Source organism: Erwinia plantamica (genome assembly GCF_043420595.1).
Taxonomy (GTDB): Bacteria; Pseudomonadota; Gammaproteobacteria; order Enterobacterales; family Enterobacteriaceae; genus Erwinia; species Erwinia aeris.
The window spans coordinates 124,866-147,731 of sequence record NZ_JBGCUC010000008.1 but is presented as its reverse complement, the minus strand read 5'-3'; the positions used below and the strand labels follow the sequence as shown (position 1 = coordinate 147,731).

The following is a 22,866-nucleotide window of genomic DNA, read 5'->3' as shown; positions in this document are numbered from 1 at the left end:
GATACATAATAAGCAGCGGGTATTTTATTGAGCATTTTCTTATCCAAAAAGAAATAGCAGAAGATAAAAAGGGTACAGAATTTATAATAAAGAGCCTTTAGACACTACAGGAACAAAATTAAATTTTTTTTAAATTTATCAAAGCGTCAGTATTGCGTCAATGATTACGCTAGTGCCAGCTAATGATAATTTCATTTAATATAATTTAACTGCGTTATTTTTTAGGACCATGTATACATAAACTACCCGAGCATAATTTAGCCAGACAAAAATAGACTGCGGTATCATTTTTATTACCTCTCAATCCCGCCGGGAAAATAGCGACCAATTAAAAGGTAAGGTTTGTAGAACTTATAATCACGAACAGATGAAACTAATTTTTTATTGCTTACTGTAAAGATAGCGTTATTATACTTTACAAAAATGTACAATCAGACAACATCAAAGGAGAATAAAATGCGCAATTTAAGTATTGAAGAAATGCAGTTAGCCAGCGGGGCTGCGGATATTGTGGGCGCTGCTCAGACTATCGGTTCTGCCGTTGGTGGCACCGCTGGCGCCTATGCAGGAGCAGAAGAAGGAGCCTTAATCGGTGCCGGCATGGGCGGGCCTGCCGGTGCCATTATTGGTAGCGGTGTAGGTGCAGGCGTTGGTTACTTTGGCGGTGATGCCATTGGCTCGGCTATCTCTGCCGGTTACGATGCCGTCGGTAGCTATTTTGGCGGCGATTCAGCCTCTTCTTCATCGTCTTCAGGCGCTTAACCTGTTTTACCTGCGGGCGGCTGCTCTGTATTGAAAGGAAATTAGTAAGTGAATACTCGCTATACGCTTCATCGACTGAGCCTGCTTGACCAGTGGCGTTTTGACCGTTTTCGCCTGCTCTTTTGCATCGCCGTCGTGCTTATTTTTTCCGCCGTGATTTACTGGGTTCTGCCTTTGTTTGGTCATGGCAATGTACAGAACGGTTTTGTCGGAATGTTGTGCGGACTTTCCGTTAATTTCTGGCTGACTTGTATAGGCCGCCTGCGTATTGATTCTGTCGATTATGTGGACAAGCTGGCAGTAATCCTGGAGCGTTACAAATATAAAAAAAATGGTTTGGGCTATTACGACATCCCGGCGCATCGCTATATGAAATTTAAATCTCAGCGGATTTATCTCAACAGAAAAAACGAAACCCTGGTGATTACCGGTCCCTATAACATCCTGAAGAAGGTTATTAAGCAGCTTAATGCCGGCGCACCTTCTGAAGATGCGACTAAATAGTCTCAATCTGAGGCGTACCTGACAGACAAAACGCTGATCATTATTTCTTGTAGAGAAGGGTTTTCCCATGCGCGTTCTTTTTATCGGCCCTCCTTTATATGGCCTGCTATTTCCCGTGCTATCTCTGGCTCAGGGATTTCGCGCTAACGGACATGAAGTGCTAATCGCCAGCGCCGGAAAGTTTGCACAGAAGGCTGCCGAAGCAGGTCTGGTGACGTTTGATGCTGCGCCAAATCTTGATTCCGAATCCGAATACCGACGTCAGGAAGAGAAACGAAAAAAAAGCAATAAAACAGGAAACTTCTCTTTTTACAGTGACCAAATGGCCGACCGGCTTATAGAGCTGGCTGGCAAATGGCGGCCCGACCTGATCGTCTATCCTCCGCTTGGCGTGGTCGGCCCCCTGATCGCGGCCAAATACCGTATTCCTGTTGTGATGCAGTCGGTGGGTTTCGCCCATACGTCATGGCATATAAAAATGGTGACGCAATCGTTGGCCGATGCCTATGCTCGTCATGGCGTTACTGCACCGCCGCGCGATCTTGCCTGGATTGATGTTACACCGCCGAGCATGAGCATCCTGAAAAATGAAGGCGAACCCGTCATTTCTATGCAGTACGTTCCCTATAATGGGGGCGCCGTCTGGCAAAAATGGTGGGAGAGAACCCCGACACGAAAGCGTTTGTTGGTTAGTCTTGGCACCGTTAAACCCATGGTCGATGGCCTGGATTTAATTTCGTGGGTCATGGACTCGGCAGATGACGTGGATGCTGACATTATTCTTCAGCTGGCGGCCAATGCACGCGTTGGCCTACGTCAGCTTCCGCCAAATGTAAGACTGGTCGACTGGATCCCGATGGGCGTATTTCTCAACGGCGCAGATGGATTTATTCATCACGGCGGCGCAGGCAACACCCTGACAGCCTTACGCAGCGGCATCCCTCAGATAGTGTTTGGCGAAGGTGCCGATCGACCTGTTAACGCCAGAGCTGTTGTTGAGCGAGGCTGTGGGATCATACCCGGTAAAAATGGCATCACAAGCGAAGGGATCAATACCTTTTTGGGCAATAAAGCATTGCGCGAAGCTTCGGCACAGGTTGCCGTGGAAATGGCTGCACAACCCAGCCCTTCAGACGTTGCAAAAGAGCTTGTTACAAGGCTAAGCGGTTAATCATCGTCAGCTGCGCTATTTGATCCTTACGCCAACAGATAATAACTATGGCCAGTCAGGCTTTTGGCTGGACTCTATACTGCAAAAACAGCTTCGATTTCATTAACGCAAATGAATGTTAGCAACGTTTGCTTTTAACGCTTTGTTGTCTGTTCATGCCTCGGGCTTAGTTCTTATTCTCATCAGTGCCTGTTCAACTTTCTCCGCATTCTGCTCCGATATAACTTCTTTATTAGCTATGCCGGTTTGGTCACCTGACGCTGTGCGGTATGTCTGAACATAATGTTCTGACCGGCAGCTACAGCAATAAATTTATCTTGCTGGGGTATGTGATAAAGATTTGTCGATCCGGAGGGACGAAGTCGATGCTGATAAAGAAGCCATTTGATGAAAAAAGGGTTGCGTAAGCGCAGAAATATCACAGGCGATACGCTCACCGGTTACACATTCGGCTAATCATTTTAACGCCGCCATCCTTACCTGAGTTTATTATATCGCGAAGGCCAGATGCGCTCCGGCTCGGTGTCCAGGGCTATGGCAATCAGCCTCTCCCCTTTTGGCCAATGGCGGTTCAGCGCATTGGCCAGCGTGGACGAGGCCAGCCCAGCCTCGCGGGAAACGGCAGACAGCGTCGTGCCTCTCTTCTTCAGCTCGGCAATGATATCTGCCGGGTGCCAGTCCTTATCGGTTATCTCTGTCATCCTTGTCAGCTTCCATCAGACGTTGCTTGTTGAGTATCACTAAACAACTACGATGTTAAGTAATGCTAAACAGTAAGTCAATGTATGATTGTTGATGGTGTTACTGATGATCCCAGCTCGTTTGAAAGCCGCCCGTCTCCATGCTCGTCTGACTCAGGAAAAGCTGGGCGTTCTGGCAGGCATTGAAGAGGAAACGGCGCGCTCGCGCGTTTCGCAATACGAAGGCGGGATCCATCGTCCAACGTTTGAAACGATGTGCGCCTTTGCAAAAGTGCTCAACGTGCCGGAATGCTATTTTTATACGATTGATGACGCCTTCGCCGAGACGATTTTAGCGCTCTGGCACCAGAGACAACGTCCCGCCTGACGCCGCTTTAACAGTGGCCCTGTCGCTTTTCAGACAATCGCCAGCCCTGCGGTCGCTCCCCTTATTTCACAAGCTGTACGCCTGTTCCGATGTCTTTTCCTCTGTCGCCAGAAGCAAAAAAACCATCGTCAGGCTTGATCGTTTCCCGTAAATGATAATACTGTGTTTATATACAGCTTATTTCGGGATAACCCCATGAATTTACTTCGTCCGGTCGAAGTCCGCGCGCTTCTGCGGCTGCCGCTCTTTATGAGCCGCGTGCCCTGCGGCTCACCTGCCAGCGCGCACGACCATGTTGAACAACGTCTGGACTTAAACGATCTGCTGGTGCAGCGGCCGGAGAGCACCTATTACATTCGCGTCAGCGGCGACTCAATGAAGGATGCCGGGATCGATGACGGTGACCTGCTGGTGGTCGATAACGGTATTGCCGCCGATCACGGCGATATCGTGGTCGCGGCGGTAAACGGCGAGTTCACGGTAAAAAAGCTGCAGCTGCGCCCGGACGTGCGGCTGCTGGCGATGAACAAGGCCTGGCCGCCGATAGTGCTGGCGGAAGAAGAGCAGCTGGATATTTTTGGCGTGGTGACCTTCACCATTAAGGCGATGGAGTAAGCCATGTTGAAAAATCGGGTTTATCGCGCCTGCGCCTCTGACGTTCAGACTTCGCCGCCGCATCAGGTTAAGTTTTTGTTCAGTCGGCTGCACGAGCTGGTGCCGACTAATAATGATCTGAGTGGTGAGAAACGTTAGTTAATTTGATGCTTTTCAGGTCAGCAGCTCTGGAGTGTTGTTTGGTCTGCTATGAGCGAAATATAGACTTTCATACCCTGGAACTTACGCTATTAGGTGATTCAGGGTATACGCTTGCTGGTTACGAATATTGAGCGTCGCGTTTCGTATGATCGATAAATGCTCAGTGCGTTGATTCCAAATTTCTTCTGACAGAGTAATAGCTCTATCTGAGCTGATTATATTTTCAGCATATACATTACATATCATCTTCTTTACTGAATCGTCTAAAGTTAATGCTGCAAATATTAAGAACAGGATTTTATTATGAAATGTTTTCGCATCAACAGCTTTGGTAGTCTGGACGCCCTTAATATGCGTATTGAAGACGAGCCGAAACCATCCCGAAGAGAAGTGCTGGTCAAAGTCAGAGCCTGTAGCCTTAACTACCGCGATCTCTCAATGCTCTTTGGCAAAGGAACGCTTTCTCCACGCAAAGGCCTCATTCCGCTATCTGACGGGGCCGGTGAAATCGTCGAGACAGGTGATGATGTGAGCCGATTCCGTAAAGGAGACAGAGTCGCAGGCATATTTTTCCCTAACTGGCAGGCAGGCGCCTTAACTCAGGATACTGGAAGAGGGGCATGGGGACTGGAAGAGGATGGATGGCTGACTCAGTATAAAGTTATCAGTGAGGAGGCGCTGGTCTCCATTCCGCAGCATCTCTCTTTTGAAGAGGCTTCCACCTTGCCTTGTGCGGCAGTGACTGCGTGGAACAGCCTGATGAAACCGCGACAGCTTAAAGCAGGCCAGACGGTTCTTATACAGGGCACCGGCGGAGTATCGTTGTTCGCAGTGCAATTTGCAAAGCTACTGGGCGTAAAAGTGATTGCCCTGACCTCAACTCAGGAGAAAGAGCAGCTACTCCGTGAGCAGGGCGCTGACCATATAATTAATTACACACAGCATTGCGACTGGTATCAGCAGGTCAGAGAATTGACGGAAGGCAGAGGTGTGGATCGTATTGTAGAAGTTGGGGGGCCAGGAACCATAGCTCACTCCATAAAATCCTGTACGAAGGGTGGCGAAATTATTCTGCTTGGCTTTGCTTCCGGGGGTAACAGCATGCTGAACTTTATGGATATCTATGCAAGTGGTGCAGTGCTTATGCCAATGAGTGTGGGCTCGCGTGAAGACTTTGAAGACATGAACAGAGCTATCTCTCAGGCACAACTTCATCCTTTAATTAGTAGGACTTTTACGTTTGACGATGCGGTAGAAGCCTGGCGCTTTATGCAGGGGAAAAAACACACGGGCAAAATTGTTATTACTCTTCAATAGATTAAAATAGCGGCAGGATTTAAGCGTGCTGTGTAGATGATTCAGAGCCGGTATGGTTTGAACAGATCAGTCACTATGGCCGTAAACGCTGTAAAATAAAGGGGCCTGAGTTGGCCCCTGTTAAACTGTTTTAATTATTGAAAGAGTTTTCGCGAGCCGCAGTCCGTCGTGATGCCAGGATCCCCAGATGGCTCACCAGGGCCAGTGCTGCTACTGTGCCAGCGAAATAAGGCAGGTTGCTGGCGTGGATGCCGTAAGAAATCAGTAACCCACCGCAGATAGTCCCTACCGCACCGCCTAAATAATTGCTGGAACTGTTCAGCGCTACCACAGCTGCGCCGTGCTCCGGCTGCATTCTGAGCAAACTGTGCTGTTGAGGAGCAAGCGATGACCAACCTGTAGCTCCCCAGAGGATGAAAGAGAGAAAGGCGAACGCCGGCCCATACTGAGAAGTAATCGGTATGCTCAACAGCGACAGGGCCATAATCAGCAAAATGAAGACCAGTAAAATGGCGGGTTTTTTACACCAGTCGATCACATGGCCCACACTGAAGCTTGCTATCATCCCGCCAATGCCCCACGCCCATAAGTAAGGCGTAATAGCATTCACATCAGAGACTTCCTTAAGCACGGGCGCAATGAAAGTATAAAGGCCAAGACTGGCGAGTGCCGTCAGAAAGGTGACACCAACGGTTGCAGCTACCTGACGATTGCCTAACATCTTAAAGCGAGCCGATAACGAAGGCGGTGTTGAAACGGTGATATCAGGAAAGCCCGCTACCACGCCAATCAGCCCAACGACACCAATAACGGTTACCAGCCACAAGGTGCTTTGCCATCCAAAGTGGGACGAGAGGATTAGCCCCAAAGGCACGCCAATTACCGTTCCGGTGCTCATGCCGCCCAGGATCATGCTCAGCGCGCGGCCCTTACGTTCCGGACTAACCAGGGCCGCCGCCGCCGCCGCTGCAACCGGTGAGAAAAGCCCCGCCCCTGTTCCTGCAATCGCCCGAAAGAATAATAAAGTATGCAGGTCGGGACTTAATGCGCTGCCGATATTCGCAACGGAAAAAATCACTAACGCGACACTAAGAATTTTACGAACAGATTTTCCGGCCAGAAGGGCGGAAAACAGAGGGGCGGCAACAGCATAACAAAGCGTAAACGCAGTGACGGTCTGGGCATTTTGAGCTTCACTAGTGCCATAGGTGAGTCCGATTGCCGGCAGTATACCGGCGATGACATACGCATCCAGACCTAAAGCGAACATTCCTATGGATAAGAAAATAATCTTTTTCATATAACCTTCAAACAATGGTGAAACCGCCTAGCCTAATTGCTCAAGGCTGCCATCTTCAGTGAACAATTCCCTTTCATCTTTAAGGACATAGTTTGCCGGGCCAAGTCGGCGCACTTTATGCTCAATCGTGTTAAGCAGCCTCTGTAATCTGAGCGAAGTATCGAGATCGGCAAAAGCGTGTTCAGGCGGTAAGTTATTCAGAAGATAATGAATGACTTCCCGCACCTGCTTCCTGAGCTTCTGAATTGTTTTTAACGCCTGTTCAGACTCATCGAAAGAGGTGGTAAATGCCTGAATCAATTCGTCACCCTGCTTTGTGTGCTTCCATAGCCTGAGATGGTCATTGTCCCACTCAGGCGTATCAAACGTCAGCCGGGCATACACCAGCTCTTTTTCTGGCGATGAAAAGATAAAATCGAGCGTACGCTGACGAATTATATTGGTAAAGCTGCTATAGCCGGTGATAAGGGCTTCTCCAAGCCGGGCAGTAACTGACACGCTATCAAGGATGTTATCGCCAGATATGGAAAAGTTAGATTCTGTCCCAATAGCGGCATCAAGCTCCAGATGCTCATTTATGCCCGCCACCCATTCCACCAGATCAAGAGAGTGAATAATTTCACTGGGTACGCCACAGGTAGTTCTGTGGTCGTGTATCCTGTCTTTTCCCCAAATGAAGTTTGCCCGTAGCAGAGTGAGGCTGTTATCGCGAATATAATTTTTTAAATAGTCGGTGGCTTCAGAATACCTTTCAACCATATCCATACAGAATCCAAGCGTATTGACGAGCGCCTGCCGGATGCGATGAAGATCGTCTGCCGAATTAACCAGCGGTTTCTCACAGATAATAAAACCGCTATAGCCCTCCAGCTGGAAAAGGACTTCAGCATGATTTCCATCTGAGACCGCCACAACAATAACATCCGGGAGGTGCTGCTTAAGCGCTTGTTCAATATTAGAATAGTAAGTGAACGGCAGATCTTTCTTACTTACTGCGACATAAGCATAGTTAAATTCAGTCGCCCTGAATTCCCCTTCTAAGGACTGAAAAGCGTTGATATACCTTTTCCCGGCATAGCCGGGACCAATAATAAGAACATTTAACGCGGCCATTTTTCCTCACAGTATTTTGATCAGAAGATCTTCACCTGAATTTTTGAATCCAAGTTTTCTGTACAGCGCATCACCTGCTGGCGTTGTTTGCAGCACTACCTTTCCTGCATCCCTGGCGCTAAACCATGAAAATAAAGCAGAAAGAAGAAGGCTGGCGAGGCCATTACCTCGCCATTCTGGCGCCACTACCACAGACTGAATCCATCCCTGCACGCCGTTCAAAATGCCAGGCATGGGCGCTCGTTCATCCAGAATGCCCGTTGCGCAGGCAATTATGTTGTCCGCTTCGTCATGTATAACCACAACCCTCACATTACCTGTGGGTTCATTAAGCTTCTGAAGAAGCCACTTTTGGTAGTGCAGCTGCCACGCTAAGTCTTCCTCGGATGAGGTCGCAGAATAGTGGGCGTCGCCGTCGCTGAGGAGCAGCTTCCGAAGACGAATTAACCCTTCAATATCCGCTGTTCCGGCTGTCACGCATTTCGCGCTGAGGGGGGGGCTGGTTTCCAAAACTTTCATGCGACAGTATTTAACTCCTGAGGTGATTTTTGAATAAAAGGCACGTCCATTATGCGGAACACTTCTTCCAGAGCATCTGCCAGAGCGTAGATTTGTGCTTCAGAATGGCCTGGCGTCACGTTTACTCGAAATCTTTCTGTGCCAACCGGTACGCTAGGAAAGTTGATAGGCTGAAGATAAATGCCTTTTTTCTCAAGAAGGTAACGTGCCGATTTTTTACATTTATCCGCACTTCCTATTAGTACTGGCAGGATGTGAGTGGTACTGATCGGCATTACCGGGATGTTTTTTTTCAGAAGGAGTTTCCTGAGCAGCGCTGTTTTCTTATGCAGCTCATCTCGCTCTGCGTTCGAGCTCTTCAGGTGCTGAATGCTCGTATAGCAGGCGGCAGTGATTGCCGGCGGTAATGAAGTTGTAAATATAAACCCAGAGGCAAAAGAGCGGATAGCGTCGATAATCAGCGCGCTTGCAGTAATATAACCACCGATAACGCCGATAGCTTTCGCCATTGTTCCCTGGATAATATCTATCTGGTCGGCTATACCAAGACCGGCAGCAATACCCGCCCCGTTGGGGCCATACATGCCTATGGCATGAACTTCATCAATATAGGTCAGCGCGTTATATTTTTTTGAAAGCGCGACAATTTCTTTAACTGGTGCGATGTCACCGTCCATTGAGTAAACGGATTCGAATATAACGATTTTAGGACGGTCAACAGGCTGCTCTGAAAGTAGTCTTTCCAGATCTTTAACATCATTGTGACGGAATATTTTTCGCTCAATAACAGTACTGCGGATACCATTGATTATTGATGCATGATTCGAAGCATCGGAAAAGACAACGCAGTCATCGAAGAGTCTGAGCAAGCACTGAATGGTGGCATCATTTGAGCTGTAGCCAGTAGGAAATACCAAAGCCGCTTCTTTACCATGCCAGTCAGCAATAGCGTTTTCTAGTTTTTCAAAATAGGAGTGCGTACCGCCAATGTTTCTGGAACCACCCGATCCCGCGCCATACTGTTCAATTGCTTGATGCATGGACTCAATAACTTGGGGATTTTGTGACATATTTAAATAGTCATTACTGCACCAGACTACCACTTTTTTCTGGTCATCATCGCCGGTATAGGCTTCCGGATAAGAACCCTTAATCCGGTTTATGGTTTGAAACGTGCGATACTGTCCGCTAGCCTTAAGATCAGAAATCCTTGATTCAATAAAATTACTGTATTTCAATGAGTTAATCATTTTCTTGCGACTTACCTTAACGTTAAATGTAAAGTTATGTTTAAGAGGTCGACAATGATAACTAAGTTAATCTAATGATTCATTGCTTGTTTGTAACTTAATGTTGCGTTTTTGTTATAAGACGATGTGTTAGGCTTGGCAGGACTTATATATAACTAAAGCTTATTTAAAAAGGCTTTTTTGTGAACAATTTTATTAGAAAACTCACGGAGTTGATTAAAAAACACACTTCCCTGTAATAGGCGACTTCTCTTTTTAAGATAAACCTCATGCTTGAGGATAAGTATTAATGATGAACTACTTGAGCTGATACACACAGGACTTCAGGTGGTAGCCATGCCGCTCGGCGATAGCAGGCTGACCGGTGTTTACAGGCGGTGATTGACGCTGCTGGCTGTTCAGTAAAGGCATTATTAGCTCGCCATTCGGGGATGCAATGGTATCTCCCGGTCTCCGTCTTTTAGACAGCTTATCGCTGAAGCGCAGGCGCTATTAAAGGAAGGCAGAATATCATCGACTCCTCTAACGTCTAATACCTGAGAGGTTATTGGTGCCATTAAGGTACATAATATAAACGAAGCCATAATCTGATGGCTGTCATTCTTTGCTCTGATTATAACCAAGATAGTGTTAAGTGAGTATCCAGTTCAAAACAGCGGAGCTGCATCTGGTCGGAATGTCCGCTTCGGCAAAAGCGGACATTCAGTCCGGTTGAGCCTCCCTACCTGAGGCGATTGAGTCTGGCGAGCAGTGCGCAGCCAGGCCTGAATGCCGCTGAGAGTGACACTGATGTCAAACATCTCAGCGCGCCCGGCGTAGCCGGTTACAGGCATATACAGCGCTGCCGAACTATACCTTCCTCTGAACGGCTTAAACTAACTCCCAGCAAAAAATGAGCTACGGTAAACCCTTTTAACTACGGTGAACGGGCTTTACGGCGCTTGCGACGTTAAGTCCTGGCGTCTGCAGCTTACTGCTAACGCCAGGGGAAATATATCTCCCAGCGACAGCCATAGCACTTAACACGTTAGCCGCTAACTTAAGTAAGCAACCGATACAAAACACATAATAAAAGTTAGTAGGTAAATACTTCTTAAAATCATTGGCTTATTAATAACTAATTGTTAGTTTCATTCAGATACAATGATTGCTATCTCTGCGCCTGCAACGGCAGCTTTTGCATTATCGATCGTTACCGGCCTGCCGTAGCGGGCAGCCGCGTGCTGATTGATGTGGCAGGCCGCTGCGAATGGGCGCGTATCGGAAATAATCCACAACGAATCGTCACCGATTGCGGGCAAACGATTGAGGGTAATCAGCTACAGGAAGCGATCATACTGGGGGTAGTAATCCGCGAGGTGGTGCCCACCTACCCATTTAATCGCTCTGACATAAGCTTAATTGGCAACGATTAGGAAAATTCTTAAATCTCTGTTGCTGAATAAAAGAAATGTGGTATTTTTATTCATACAAAGGGATATGAAGAGGATATTCAGAGGGAACATGAACAATTCTTATGTTATCAATAATGCTATAAAGTTTAGCCCGGCTGATAATAAGCTATTTTTTTTAAACGGTACAGCTGATGCCATTACTCTTAACCACCCGGCCAGCCTGTGTTTTCTTGAATTAATAAGAAAACAGGGTGAGATAATCACTCAGCAGGATTTTATGAATGAGATATGGCATAAAAATGGAAAATATGTAACAGCCAATACTTACTATCAAAATATTTGCCTGCTACGTAAATGTTTAAAAAAAACCGGGCTGGACGAGAACACTATTGTCACGGTGCCCCGTAAAGGACTGATGCTGCCACGATCCGTTGAAATCAAAATCCTGCCCGTAGCTTCAGCAGACCCGCTTAATCATATGGAAGGCAGGCTGGCGGCCTGCAGCCAGCCTGAACCTACCATCGGAAACGCCCCGACTGAAGTCGCTTCGCCGGGCATTAAGCCCGCGGCAGAACAACCTTTCTCCGATTCGCCAGGGGTTAAGCCATGTGCATTGATACAAGGAACGCAGAGAAAAAAAGCAATGCTGAAGTTCCCCCATGCAGGCTGGAAACGATATAAAACATCTTTCTTATTCACGCTTTTATTCTTTTTTGATTTTATTATAACCATCAAAGTTTTCCCTTAAACACCTACCATAAATATTAATTAACAGTTCCGGATGGATTTTATCCATTCGGATCAAAAAGGACAAAACACCATAAGAAGAAGGAAAGCTTCACACTCTTTAATGCGTGGATGGGCGGCCATCTTTTCTGCTGTTGCATATAGCAGATAAGAAGGAAGATCGGCGAACGCCGTTCTGAAAAAAATCTCCTGTGAATAAGATATAATTCAACAGCCCTGCTGTAGACTTCACTATCTTGTTACTATAAGAATAGCGATAGGCCAGACCACTTCAGGCGCCTGCTTCACTTATTTTTATCATTAAATGGCGCGATGGATCTTAAACAGTGGACTGAGCAGCAATGACTTTGACAGATGCAGGAGGCATCAGTGATAACTATGGGAAAAAATCTTATCGGTAAAAAAAATGGCGTGATCTTCATTATCAATGAAGAGATCACGTTTGATCCTGATAAATGCATTATAAGGAATATCATGCATAACCAGGAAATCAGGCTGAATATGCCTGCCAGCCGTTGTCTTACTCTGCTGTTAATGAATCCGCATTCCGTGATATCCAGGGAGCATTTCCTTGAAGAGGTTTGGCAAAAAAACGGCGTTGTCGTCTCACAAAACACTTATTACCAGAACATATCAATATTGCGCAAAACTTTAAAGCAGGCCGGATTAAGTGGTGAATTTATTGTTACCGTTCCTCATAAGGGGCTAACCTTATGCCAGAACATTACGATAACACACCAAAAAATCAGAGAAACGGATCCGGAGAATGATGTTATTAAAATGTCATACAATAAAATCCATAATATGAAAATAGCACCACAAGCGGAGAAAAAGGAGAGCTCCCGGAAGGCCCTTCCTTTTTTTAATCGAGGGGAAATCCGATTTTTTTTCACGGACGGAGATGAATGCAGGCACATCTTCTCGATGATACTTATCGCTTTGATAATCTCTGTCATCATAACATTGATTAACAGTTATGCTGTAAATGCCAAAGGGATCACCCCCACCACGAAAGAGCAAAAAAGCGAATTACCTTTTTGTTTTGCAAAACAAAACACCGACTGTTCTGAAATTGTTTTAATGAACAGAAGGTTCTCTCTTTCACAAAATCACGCTGTGATTCACAAGTCCCCCAACCTTAGTTTGTTCAGATGAATCTCATCAACAACATAAATTCACAATGCTTCATATAGACTACTTCCAAATCTTACGATTATATTATCGGCGCTGCATCAGCTTGCAGGCAACAGATAATTCCCGTTGCTTTTAGCATATCGGCTATAGATTACCGGGAATGGCTTATTTAAATTGCATTATCAGGATTATTATTAACAAGGAATAGCACTATGAAAATGTATAACGCGCTGTCAGCGCTGGCTCTATTAACCATTTTCTCTACCACTTCCGCAGCTGCCGCAGACGGGACAATTAACTTTAAAGGCAGCATTATCGATACTGCCTGTACTGTTGACCTCGACGGTGCTGGCGCGACAACCATGGATGTTATCATGGGAAATGTTCATAAATCCGCGTTTAGCGGCGTAGGATCAACGGCTGGCGGCAGTGCCAGCGCCACTAAATTTACTCTTACCCTGAAGGACTGTCCGGCAACCGCAGCCACGGCAAAAATAAAATTTGATGGTATCGCCTATGCAGGTGATAACACCGTGCTGGCTTTGACTGATGAAGCAGGCGTTGCAACAGGCGTAGGTATTCAGCTCTCCGACAGCAGTGGCGTTCTGCCTTTATATACCGAGTCAGCTTCCTATCCGCTGACTTCTGGTACCACCTCCAATACTCTGGACTTCTATGCTCGCTATATCCAGAAAGCGGCTACCGTCACTGCTGGCCCGGCTAACTCCGTAGCGACTTTTACCGTTAATTATTAATTTGCTGAACGTTAACACCATCCGTTACGGATGGTGTTTTTCATCGCTCCCAGGAGGATAAAACATGCGACATTTCCATATTTTCCTGTTTTTTATCGGGATGTTAAGTATCTCAGGCGCCAATGCTGGCGTCATTATTGGGGGTAGCCGGCTGATTTACGAAGGAAACAAAAAAGAAAAAGCAATCGGTATAGAAAACCCGGATAACTCTCCTTATTTAATCCAGTCATGGGTCGAAGATGAACAGGGAAATACCATTAAAGATACGCCCCCTTTTATTGTCACGCCGCCTTTATTCAGAATGGATGGCGGTGAAAATAATCTGCTGCGCATTATTCGGGGAGCACGTGCATTGCCTCAGGATAAAGAGTCTCTCTATTGGCTCAATATCAAGTCTATTCCCTCATCATCAGAAGAGAACAGAAACACGCTGCAAATAGCCGTGCGCGCCCGACTCAAACTGATTTACAGGCCAGATGCCCTGTCGGGAGAAACAGCGGAAAAGCATACTGATGAGCTGGTCTGGAAAACAGAAGGAACAACCTTAACCGTTACTAACCCTTCTGATTACTATATGAATTTTATGTTTATAAAAATTAATAATAACAGTATTACCGAAGGTGGACTGGTCGCGCCACGCTCATCCGCAACCTTTAAACTTCCGGCCAGCAATGTTGCTGGCAGCATCAGCTGGAAGTTAATAAATGATTATGGCGGTATCGGCGAGCTACACCATGCTTCACTTTAATTTTAAAGGATGAATCACGAAAGTTTTTTTAACTTTTGCAACTTTCGACCCACCTGTACTTACGCAATGGAATGTGATTATGTATGGAACCTCATCTGCCAGATGTAAGAAAAAAATTAGCCGTTGCCTTTGGCCACTGATGCTGCCAGCCCTGCTGGCTGGTCTGATTGAAAAGCAGGCTAATGCGAGGGAGTTGTTCAACCCCAATTTTCTCCAAACCAGCAGCGGAAGTACGGAGATAACCGATCTGTCGGTATTCGAGAATCCACAGTCTCAGGCGCCGGGCGATTATGTAGTCGATATTTTTATTAACGATAGCTTTGTCGAAACTAAAAAAATCACCTTTTTTAGCCACGAGCGGTCAGCAAGCGAGAAGGTTCTACAGCCCTGTTTAAGCCTGCAACTGCTGGCTTCCTACGGCGTGCGCACCACGGCCTTTCCGGATTTAAAAGAGAACGCGGCGGGATGCGTTGCGGTTACCGCGATACCGCAGGCCTCTGTCACCTTCAATTTTAATACTCAGCGACTGATGTTAAGTATTCCGCAAGCAGCACTGCGCACCAGCGTCAGGGGATTTATTTCGCCAGAGCAGTATGATGAAGGGCTGACGGCGCTGTTCCTGAACTACCGATTTTCTGCGGCTAATAATTATGCCCGTGACATTCATGCTCACGACAGCGACAGCCAGTACCTTAATCTGCGCCCCGGATTGAACATGGGAGCATGGCGGCTACGCAATTACACCGCCTGGAACCGCAGCAGCACCTCAAAAGATAAAGGCAAATGGGATGCCGTCTATACCTATCTGCAACGTAATATTATTCCGCTGAAAGCGCAGCTTACCGTAGGCGAAAGCACCTCGCCTGCCGATATCTTCGAAAGCGTGCCTTTTCTTGGCGCGCAGCTGGTTACAGATGATGAAATGCTACCGGAGAGCTTGCGCGGTTACGCTCCGGTAGTCCGAGGAACGGCCCGGACAAATGCTCAGGTTATTATTCGCCAGAACGGCTATATCATCTATCAAAGCTATGTTGCGCCGGGCGCTTTTGAGATCGCCGACCTGTACGCTACCGGCGGCAGCGGTGATTTATACGTCACCATCAAAGAAGCCGATGGCAGTGAGCAGAATCTGGTTGTGCCTTATGCTTCCCTGCCGGTACTGGCGCGTGAAGGCTATCTTAAATACAGCTTCACCACGGGTAACTATCGTCCTTACGACAGCGCCGTTGACGAAAGATATTTCAGCCAGGCGACGGTTATCTACGGCCTGCCCTGGAATATTACGCTGTTTGGCGGCTTACAGGCTGCCGCAAACTACCAGTCGCTCGCCTTCGGCATCGGTAAAAATTTTGGCGGCCTGGGCGCGTTCTCTGCCGACGTGATTAATGCCTGGTCAACGGTAAAAGACCAGGGCAAAACCGACGGCCAGTCCGTACGACTCCGCTACAGTAAAAACTTTTATGAAACGGGGACTAACTTTGCCATTGCCGGTTACCGCTATTCGACCCGTGATTACTATTCTCTGCCCGAGCTGATGGATACCTGGCGTTCAGGCTACAGCTCATTGTACCGGGAACAGGCGCGTAACCGCACGGAGCTGACGCTGAACCAGCATCTGGGCCAGTCCGCAGGCGCCCTGAGCCTCAGCCTGTTACGGGAAGACTACTGGCGTACCAACCGCCGGATAGAGTCGGTTTCTACCAGCTACAACAACAGTTATAACGGCATCAGCTACGGCGTAAGCTACAGCTTTAACCGTAATTCGTCTGACTTCTCCGGCAATCGCACTGACGCCAAAGATCGGATCTTTTCCTTCAACGTTTCCATGCCGCTGAGTCGCTGGCTGCCCAACAGCTGGGCGAACTATACGGTGACCAGCAGCAAACCGGGAAGCGTCAGCCACAGCGCTGGCCTGAGCGGTACGGCGCTGGAAAACAACAACCTTGCCTGGAACCTGCGCCAGGGGTATGCCAGCCAGGGGACGGGCAACAGTGGCAATCTTGACGCCGATTATCGCGGTACTTACGGTGAGGTCACCGCCGGTTATGGCTATGACCAGACGATGAAAAGAGTGAGCTATGGTGCCGAGGGCGGCGTGATTATCCATAGTAAAGGCGTCACTTTGAGCCAGCCCTTTGGCAATACGGCAGCGTTAGTGGAGGCGGAAGGCGCCAGCGGCGTACAGTTAATTAACCAGACCGGCGTTAAAACGGATTTCCGTGGTTATACCGTTGTACCGAACGTTGCTCCTTATCGTCGCTCAGATATTGCGCTTGATACCACCACGCTGTCTGAAGATGTCGATCTGGCGTTAAGCACTCAAAGTGTAGTGCCCACACGAGGTGCGATTGTTCATGCCCGTTTTTCCGCCCGGGTAGGCGGCAGAGGGATCATGACGCTAACGCATAACGGCCAGCCGGTTCCTTTTGGCGCAATGGTGGTGGAGGCTAATGAACAGAATAAGCAGGGATATATTGTCGGAGAAGCCGGTCAGGTTTATCTCAATGGGCTTAAACCTTCAGGGACTTTGCTGGTGCAATGGGGTAAAAGCGAGAGCAAAAAATGTCGGATTAACTACACGCTTCCGGAAAACAAACCAGAAAATGGCATTCGACTGCTGAACGGTATTTGCCGGTAGTTATAACTATTGAAAATTAACCTGTTATCTGGAGTAACGACAAGATGTCTGTGTTTAACCCGCCAGTCATAATAAAATATTTACCGTTAATATTAATGCTGCCTTTTTATAGCCATGCAGCGAGCTGCGTTTTAGGAGGCAAGCCCAAGGCGACAACAGGTGCTCTTACGCTTGCGGTTGATCCTAATGTGACAATAGGGGAGCAACTTGGGATCCGATTCAGTAAAGGCTTTTATGGGCAAACGCTCGTTGTCGGATGTACGGGTACCAGCCCTTATCGCTCAGCGTCACTTCTCACGGCAAGTACTACGGTCGACGGCGCTTATGAAACGGGTATTCCTGGGGTGGGCGTTATGATTGGCGACCTGTATAAACCGGGACAAAATATTCCCTATATGACGTCATTATCTCAAAATTTGCTGACCCCCTGGATAAATAAAAGCGAGGTTAAACTTACCTTTGTCAAAACAGGCCCTATTACTCCCGGGACCACGGGTAGTAAAGTTTACAGTAATTATTATCTTAATTCGGAATCCTTCGCCACGCTGACCGTAAATAGCCTGACCATTATCCAGAAAAGCTGTCTGGCGGATACCAGCTCAAAAAATCAGACGGTCAATCTGGGCAGTCCGACCCGTAGCGAATTTAATGGCGTTGGCAGTACGGCAACCTCTTCAGAGCGAAACTTTTCCGTTATATTGCAATGTGAATCAGATAATATCCCTGTTCAGGTTACTTTTGAACCCGTAGGCAGTTCTGACGGAGAGGGTATGCTAACTATCAATGATGAAAATGATGCGGCGTCAGGCGTTGCAGTTGAGGTAATGGATAAAAACAGAACGCCCCTTAGTTTTACCACGGCCACAACTTACCATAGTGCCGCAGAGCAGAGGATAGAAATCCCCCTGATTGCTCACTATAAACAAACCGGCGAAATTGCCCCTGGCGCGGCAAATGCCGCAATGACGTTCACCATCACTCAGAACTGATTCAGCCTGTGATGAAATGGTTCAGATGTAGGAATTCACAAAATACAGAAGGGATTAAGAAAAATAATTACTCGTTGGGGAATTGAGAAAGCCAGACGATATTAAATTAAGAAAAAAACCCCATTTATTAAGAAAAAATCAAAGTTAATTCAGTTTTGTTTTTAACAGCATGACGATAGGATTAGTGTGCCCGACAATAATCGGGTCATTAAAAAAGGATGCCTTACCTGAATAAGGCTATTTAAAAAAAAAGGAATGCATACAATGAAAGAACTTTCAGTGATTGAAATGAACGAAGTTTCTGGGGCATACGGCTGGGACTTCAGCAACTTTGGTAGTTTCGCCCTGAGCGCTATTTCTAATATCGGTGAACTTGCCGTTTCTTCTGTGGTTGGTGGTGCCGTTGGCGCTTTATCATTTGCTTATGTTGGCGGTCGTCACGGTGCTGAGGGCGGTGGCTTACTGGGCTTCGGGATTATTAGTCAAGGTGTAGGTATGGTGGCTGGTCTCGTTGTTGGTGGTGTTTCTACCGCCATTTACTGCGGCGCTACCGGCTGGGATACAACGCAAAATCTGGCTAAAGACCTTTATGGCTCTTTCGTGAACGGCACTATCGCTTAATTTTTATTCAAGAGCCACTCCGGTGGCTCTTTTTTTCTCTCTGGAAATTCTTATGGATAACAATAAAAAGAAAAGCCTGTTCCGCAGCGACGCGTTGGATTATCAGCGCCAGAAGTGGACAGGAAAGGCGCTGCTTATTTCTAAGATACCAGCATCTGTTATTACAGGGTTTTGCCTGCTTTTTCTTATCGTAGTTATACTGGCTATGGTCTTCTTTGATTACAGCAGACGTATTGATGTTGATGGTGAAGTGATTACCCTTCCTCATGCTATCAATATTAATTCACCACAGCAGGGTTATATTACCACCACCTTTGTTAAGGTTGGCGATCGTGTTAAAAAAGGCGATCCGCTGTATGAACTGGACGTTGCCCGTATTACCTCTTCAGGAAACGTCAGCAGCGCCGCCGTCGAATCCATTAAAATTCAGACCGCTAATCTTCATGCAATGATTGCTAAATTAGAAAGTAATAAAGCGTCTACGCTGGAAAATCTGCAGTCGCAGATAGACAGCTATGCAAAGGCCCATAAAGAAACCGAGAAGATGGTTAACAGCGCCCGCGAAGGCGTAAAGAAAATGAACGAAAGCCTGAATAATTATGAAAAATATTTAAAAAAAGGGTTAATTACTCAGGACCAGCTTAATTATCAGCGCGCGCAGTCGCTTTCCCAGCAGAGCGCTTATCAGGCGCTGAACAGTCAGAGTATTCAGGAAAAAATACAGCTTTCGCAATTACGCAGCGATAAGTTTACGCGTGCCGCAGATTTTGATAACCAGATTATTCAAAATAAATCACAGCTGAGCGATCTGGAGCGACAGCTGGCCGAATATAAAGCAAATAACAGTATCATTATCAGTGCAAAACTGGACGGTATTATCGAATCGCTTAGCGTAACGCCGGGCCAAATGGTAGAAACCGGCGCCAGCCTGGCGCAGATTAAGCCGGTGGATAACGTGCACTATTTTTTATTGCTCTGGCTTCCGGATAACAGCCTGCCCTATGTCAAAGTGCAGGACGGCATTAATATCCGCTACAACGCTTTCCCTGCTGATAAGTTTGGGCAATTCCCAGGAAAAATCATCTCGATTTCCTCTGTCCCTGCCTCGCCGCAGGAGATGAGCACCTATAGCAGCGGTGCCCGCCAGGAGAAAGGCTCTTATTACAAAGTTCTGGTTGCCATTAACGATACAGAATTCAGTGATAAGGGAAAAAAACTGCAAATATCTGGCGGCCTTCAGGCCAGGGTCATCGTCTTCCTTGAGAAAAAGCCGTTATATCAGTGGGCGATTGCGCCTATAAATAAAATAAAAAATAGCGTGAGTGGAGTTGTCAATGACAGGTAAGTCACTTTTTGAAAAAATTAACAGCAAAATAAATTTTTCACTGCGCCGTAAAGTTCCGAAAATTTTGCAGTCGGAGTCCTCAGAGTGCGGGCTGGCTTGCCTGGCGATGGTCTCTTCTTACTACGGTCTGAACGTCGATTTATTTAACCTTCGTCAGAAGTTCGGCGTATCAACCAAAGGCGCGACCTTAAATCTTGTGGCCGGCATAGCCTCGCAGCTTCAGCTGAAAACCCGCGCGCTTTCGCTGGATATCAATGAGGTCGGTAAGCTGAGAACGCCCTGCATTTTGCACTGGGATATGAACCATTTTGTTGTCCTGGTAAAAGTGCGCCACAACTCATTTGTGATCCACGATCCGGCCTTCGGGCGGCGGGTGGTGGGTATGAAGGATATGTCCAACCACTTTACCGGCGTGGCGCTGGAGCTGTGGCCGGATAAGGAATTCCACAAAGAGACGGTAAAAACCCGGCTGCGCCTGCTGGATCTGATGAAAAACATCAATGGTCTGCCCGGCGCGCTGTTAAAAATATTCGCGCTGTCAGTCGTCATTGAGTCGATTAATCTGCTCCTGCCGGTAGGAACTCAGCTGGTGACTGACCATGTTATCCAGGCGCATGATTACGATCTGCTAACCGTGATCTGTCTCGGCCTGATTATCTTTACCCTGTTTAAAGCCTTTGTCAGCGTAATACGGGCATGGACCTCGATCGCGCTGGGCACGTTGACGGATGTGCAGTGGAAGACCACGCTGTTCGATCATCTGATGAAGCTGCCTTTATCCTTTTTCGAAAAGAGACATCTTGGCGATATTCAGTCCCGTTTCTCCTCGCTGGACGCCATCAGAACAACATTTACCAACAGCATCGTTACCGGGATTATCGATACCATTATGACTATCGGGCTTTTTGCGATGATGATGGTTTACGGCGGCTGGCTGGTCTGGGTCGTGATGGGCTTTACCCTTTGTTATGCACTGATGCGTCTGGTTACCTATCGCCTGTATCGCCAGCTGTCAGAAGAACAGATTGTCAAAGGCGCCAAATCCAGCTCCCACTTTATGGAAACGCTTTACGGTATTTCCACCGTAAAATCCCTTGGTATCGATAATATTCGCTCCAGCCACTGGCTTAATCTGAATATCGACGCCACCAATACCGGCATTAAAATTACCCGGTTTAATATGATGTTTGGCGGCATCAATACCCTGGTCAGCACGCTGGATCAGGTGGCCATACTCTGGCTGGGGGCTTCCATGGTGATTGATAATAATATGACCCTGGGGATGTTTATGGCTTTTAACTCCTACCGGGGACAATTTTCCCAGCGCGCTGGCAGCCTGATCGATCTGGCGCTGAGTCTGCGAATGCTCTCGCTTCATAATGAAAGGATTTCCGACCTTATTTTCACCGAGGCAGAAGAAGCCGTCGCGCCACGGGCTATTTTCAGACCCGGAGAAGGTATTGCGCTTAACGTCAAACAAGTCAGCTATCAATATGATGCGTTATCAAAACCGATTTTTACCGATCTGAATATTGCTGTTCAGCCCGGGGAAAGCGTTGCTATCGTCGGCCCTTCCGGCGTCGGGAAAACGACCTTGCTTAAAGTCATGAGCGGTCTCCTTATGCCCACCAGCGGCGAAATTCTGGCCGGAGGCCTGGATATTCATAAAATCGGGTTGAATAACTTTCGGCAAAGCATTGCCTGCGTGCTGCAGGATGACCGGCTTTTTTCAGGATCTATCGCGGACAATATCTGCGGTTTTTCCCCGGATGCTAACCGGGAGCTGATTATGGCGTGTGCGGTTTACAGCAATATTCACCACGAAATAATGAGTATGCCGATGGGCTATGAAACCCTGATTGGCGAGTTAGGCGCAGGCATTTCCGGCGGTCAAAAACAGCGGCTGTTTATTGCCCGGGCACTTTACCGGCGTCCCAGCATCCTGTTTATGGATGAAGCAACCAGCCATCTTGATATCGAGAATGAAAAGGCCATTAACAACGCCATCTCCTCGCTTAAAATCACCCGCATTATCGTGGCCCACCGCCCTTCCACCATCGCCTCTGCCGATCGCGTAATTGAGCTATAGCGGCCCGATTTAAAGCCCGCTGAAAAGCGGGCTTCAGAGCAGCCGATGCGGAATTACTTCGCGTAGGCTTCGGTGGTGATGGTCAGCTTCACGTCGTCGCTGACGGCCGGCACATATTTATCCAGCTTAAAGTCGGAGCGTTTAAAGGTGGTGGTGGCATCAAAGCCAACCGCTTCCTTCTTCACCATCGGGTGCATGCCCTGCTTGTTCAGCACCGCATGCAGCACGACGGGTTTGGTGATGCCCTTGATGGTCAGGTCGCCGTGTACATCCAGGGTATTTTTACCTGTGCTGACCACTTTTGTGCTTTTAAAGGTCGCATTCGGGTATTTGGTCACGTCGAAATATTCCGGGCCTTTAAACTCTTCGGTCAGCTTGTCTACGTGCGTATCAATGCTGTTGACCGGAATAGTCACGTCCACTTTAGAATCGCTGACTTTAGCGGCATCAAAATCAATATTGCCGGTAACATCAGACAGATCGGCCGTTGGATGGGAAAAACCGAAGTGGGTCCACGAAACAACAACGGAGGTATGCCCGCTGTCCATTGCGTAATTAACGGGCGCGGCGGCAGAAAATTGTGACCAGAGCGCGGAGCTGATTAATAACGGTAAAGCGACTTTCTTGATTAACGTCATGCCGGTTG

General features: G+C 47.4%; 22 protein-coding genes. 16 read left to right on the top strand and 6 right to left on the bottom strand.

Annotated features, from left to right (window positions below):
* Nucleotides 1-456 precede the first annotated feature (456 nt).
* The 3 genes from AB3U87_RS10700 (at nt 457) to AB3U87_RS10690 (ending at nt 2,437) form a co-directional block, all read left to right on the top strand.
* Complete coding sequence (locus tag AB3U87_RS10700; RefSeq protein ID WP_253455969.1) at nt 457-762, top strand: hypothetical protein; 306 nt, start codon at nt 457-459, stop codon at nt 760-762.
* A 48-nt stretch (nt 763-810) separates the two neighbouring features.
* Nucleotides 811-1,266 (top strand): hypothetical protein, encoded by a 456-nt coding sequence (locus AB3U87_RS10695; RefSeq protein WP_253455971.1) that lies wholly within the window; start codon nt 811-813, stop codon nt 1,264-1,266.
* Between the two features lie 67 nt (nt 1,267-1,333).
* The gene (locus tag AB3U87_RS10690; RefSeq protein WP_394148940.1) at nt 1,334-2,437 is read left to right on the top strand and encodes a nucleotide disphospho-sugar-binding domain-containing protein; all 1,104 of its coding nucleotides are present in this window, start codon (nt 1,334-1,336) and stop codon (nt 2,435-2,437) included.
* Nucleotides 2,438-2,913: 476 nt separating this feature from the next.
* On the opposite strand, the gene AB3U87_RS10685 is transcribed toward AB3U87_RS10690, so the two are convergent.
* Complete coding sequence (locus AB3U87_RS10685) at nt 2,914-3,129, bottom strand: helix-turn-helix domain-containing protein (protein ID WP_301730373.1); 216 nt, start codon at nt 3,127-3,129, stop codon at nt 2,914-2,916.
* 115 nt (nt 3,130-3,244) lie between these two features.
* Between AB3U87_RS10685 and AB3U87_RS10680 the strand changes: the two genes are divergently transcribed.
* From AB3U87_RS10680 to AB3U87_RS10665, 4 genes are all read left to right on the top strand, one after another.
* Nucleotides 3,245-3,505: a helix-turn-helix domain-containing protein gene (locus tag AB3U87_RS10680; RefSeq protein WP_253455977.1), complete on the top strand. Its 261-nt coding sequence runs from the start codon at nt 3,245-3,247 to the stop codon at nt 3,503-3,505.
* Nucleotides 3,506-3,700: 195 nt separating this feature from the next.
* Nucleotides 3,701-4,120 (top strand): translesion error-prone DNA polymerase V autoproteolytic subunit, encoded by a 420-nt coding sequence (gene umuD, locus AB3U87_RS10675; RefSeq protein WP_253455981.1) that lies wholly within the window; start codon nt 3,701-3,703, stop codon nt 4,118-4,120.
* Between the two features lie 3 nt (nt 4,121-4,123).
* Nucleotides 4,124-4,258 (top strand): hypothetical protein, encoded by a 135-nt coding sequence (locus AB3U87_RS10670; protein WP_301253274.1) that lies wholly within the window; start codon nt 4,124-4,126, stop codon nt 4,256-4,258.
* 306 nt (nt 4,259-4,564) lie between these two features.
* The gene (locus AB3U87_RS10665) at nt 4,565-5,578 is read left to right on the top strand and encodes a zinc-dependent alcohol dehydrogenase family protein (RefSeq protein WP_301253272.1); all 1,014 of its coding nucleotides are present in this window, start codon (nt 4,565-4,567) and stop codon (nt 5,576-5,578) included.
* Between the two features lie 130 nt (nt 5,579-5,708).
* Here AB3U87_RS10665 and AB3U87_RS10660 read toward each other — a convergent pair whose 3' ends face one another.
* The 4 genes from AB3U87_RS10660 to hemA are packed head-to-tail and all read right to left on the bottom strand — an operon-like array spanning nt 5,709 to nt 9,760.
* The gene (locus AB3U87_RS10660; RefSeq protein WP_301253271.1) at nt 5,709-6,893 is read right to left on the bottom strand and encodes an MFS transporter; all 1,185 of its coding nucleotides are present in this window, start codon (nt 6,891-6,893) and stop codon (nt 5,709-5,711) included.
* Nucleotides 6,894-6,905: 12 nt separating this feature from the next.
* Nucleotides 6,906-7,991, bottom strand: coding sequence for a Gfo/Idh/MocA family protein (locus AB3U87_RS10655; protein ID WP_301253270.1), 1,086 nt, complete (start codon nt 7,989-7,991; stop codon nt 6,906-6,908).
* A gap of 6 nt (nt 7,992-7,997) precedes the next feature.
* On the bottom strand, nt 7,998-8,510 hold the full coding sequence (locus AB3U87_RS10650; protein ID WP_301253268.1) for a GNAT family N-acetyltransferase: 513 nt from the start codon (nt 8,508-8,510) through the stop codon (nt 7,998-8,000).
* A complete protein-coding gene (gene hemA, locus AB3U87_RS10645) occupies nt 8,507-9,760 on the bottom strand; it encodes a 5-aminolevulinate synthase (protein WP_394148939.1) in 1,254 nt (417 codons plus the stop codon). The genes AB3U87_RS10650 and hemA overlap by 4 nt, the downstream gene beginning before the upstream one ends.
* Before the next feature lie 1,503 nt (nt 9,761-11,263).
* Between hemA and AB3U87_RS10640 the strand changes: the two genes are divergently transcribed.
* The 9 genes from AB3U87_RS10640 to AB3U87_RS10600 all read left to right on the top strand — a co-directional run bounded on the left by AB3U87_RS10640 (nt 11,264) and on the right by AB3U87_RS10600 (nt 22,220).
* A complete protein-coding gene (locus AB3U87_RS10640) occupies nt 11,264-11,902 on the top strand; it encodes a transcriptional regulator (RefSeq protein ID WP_253455986.1) in 639 nt (212 codons plus the stop codon).
* 377 nt (nt 11,903-12,279) lie between these two features.
* Nucleotides 12,280-13,056 carry a transcriptional regulator gene (locus AB3U87_RS10635; protein WP_253461144.1) on the top strand — a complete coding sequence of 259 codons (777 nt, stop codon included), beginning with the start codon at nt 12,280-12,282 and terminating at the stop codon, nt 13,054-13,056.
* A gap of 191 nt (nt 13,057-13,247) precedes the next feature.
* Nucleotides 13,248-13,790 carry a fimbrial protein gene (locus AB3U87_RS10630; RefSeq protein WP_253455989.1) on the top strand — a complete coding sequence of 181 codons (543 nt, stop codon included), beginning with the start codon at nt 13,248-13,250 and terminating at the stop codon, nt 13,788-13,790.
* A 64-nt stretch (nt 13,791-13,854) separates the two neighbouring features.
* Complete coding sequence (locus AB3U87_RS10625; RefSeq protein WP_394148938.1) at nt 13,855-14,538, top strand: fimbrial biogenesis chaperone; 684 nt, start codon at nt 13,855-13,857, stop codon at nt 14,536-14,538.
* A 139-nt stretch (nt 14,539-14,677) separates the two neighbouring features.
* Nucleotides 14,678-17,176: a fimbria/pilus outer membrane usher protein gene (locus AB3U87_RS10620; RefSeq protein WP_253455994.1), complete on the top strand. Its 2,499-nt coding sequence runs from the start codon at nt 14,678-14,680 to the stop codon at nt 17,174-17,176.
* A 44-nt stretch (nt 17,177-17,220) separates the two neighbouring features.
* The gene (locus AB3U87_RS10615; protein WP_301252151.1) at nt 17,221-18,165 is read left to right on the top strand and encodes a fimbrial protein; all 945 of its coding nucleotides are present in this window, start codon (nt 17,221-17,223) and stop codon (nt 18,163-18,165) included.
* A 264-nt stretch (nt 18,166-18,429) separates the two neighbouring features.
* On the top strand, nt 18,430-18,786 hold the full coding sequence (locus tag AB3U87_RS10610; RefSeq protein ID WP_301252150.1) for a hypothetical protein: 357 nt from the start codon (nt 18,430-18,432) through the stop codon (nt 18,784-18,786).
* A 52-nt stretch (nt 18,787-18,838) separates the two neighbouring features.
* Nucleotides 18,839-20,131, top strand: a complete 1,293-nt coding sequence (locus tag AB3U87_RS10605) for an HlyD family secretion protein (protein ID WP_394148937.1) — start codon at nt 18,839-18,841, stop codon at nt 20,129-20,131.
* Nucleotides 20,121-22,220, top strand: coding sequence for a peptidase domain-containing ABC transporter (locus AB3U87_RS10600; RefSeq protein WP_301730328.1), 2,100 nt, complete (start codon nt 20,121-20,123; stop codon nt 22,218-22,220). The genes AB3U87_RS10605 and AB3U87_RS10600 overlap by 11 nt, the downstream gene beginning before the upstream one ends.
* A gap of 53 nt (nt 22,221-22,273) precedes the next feature.
* On the opposite strand, the gene AB3U87_RS10595 is transcribed toward AB3U87_RS10600, so the two are convergent.
* A complete protein-coding gene (locus tag AB3U87_RS10595) occupies nt 22,274-22,858 on the bottom strand; it encodes a YceI family protein (RefSeq protein ID WP_253456007.1) in 585 nt (194 codons plus the stop codon).
* Nucleotides 22,859-22,866 lie beyond the last annotated feature (8 nt).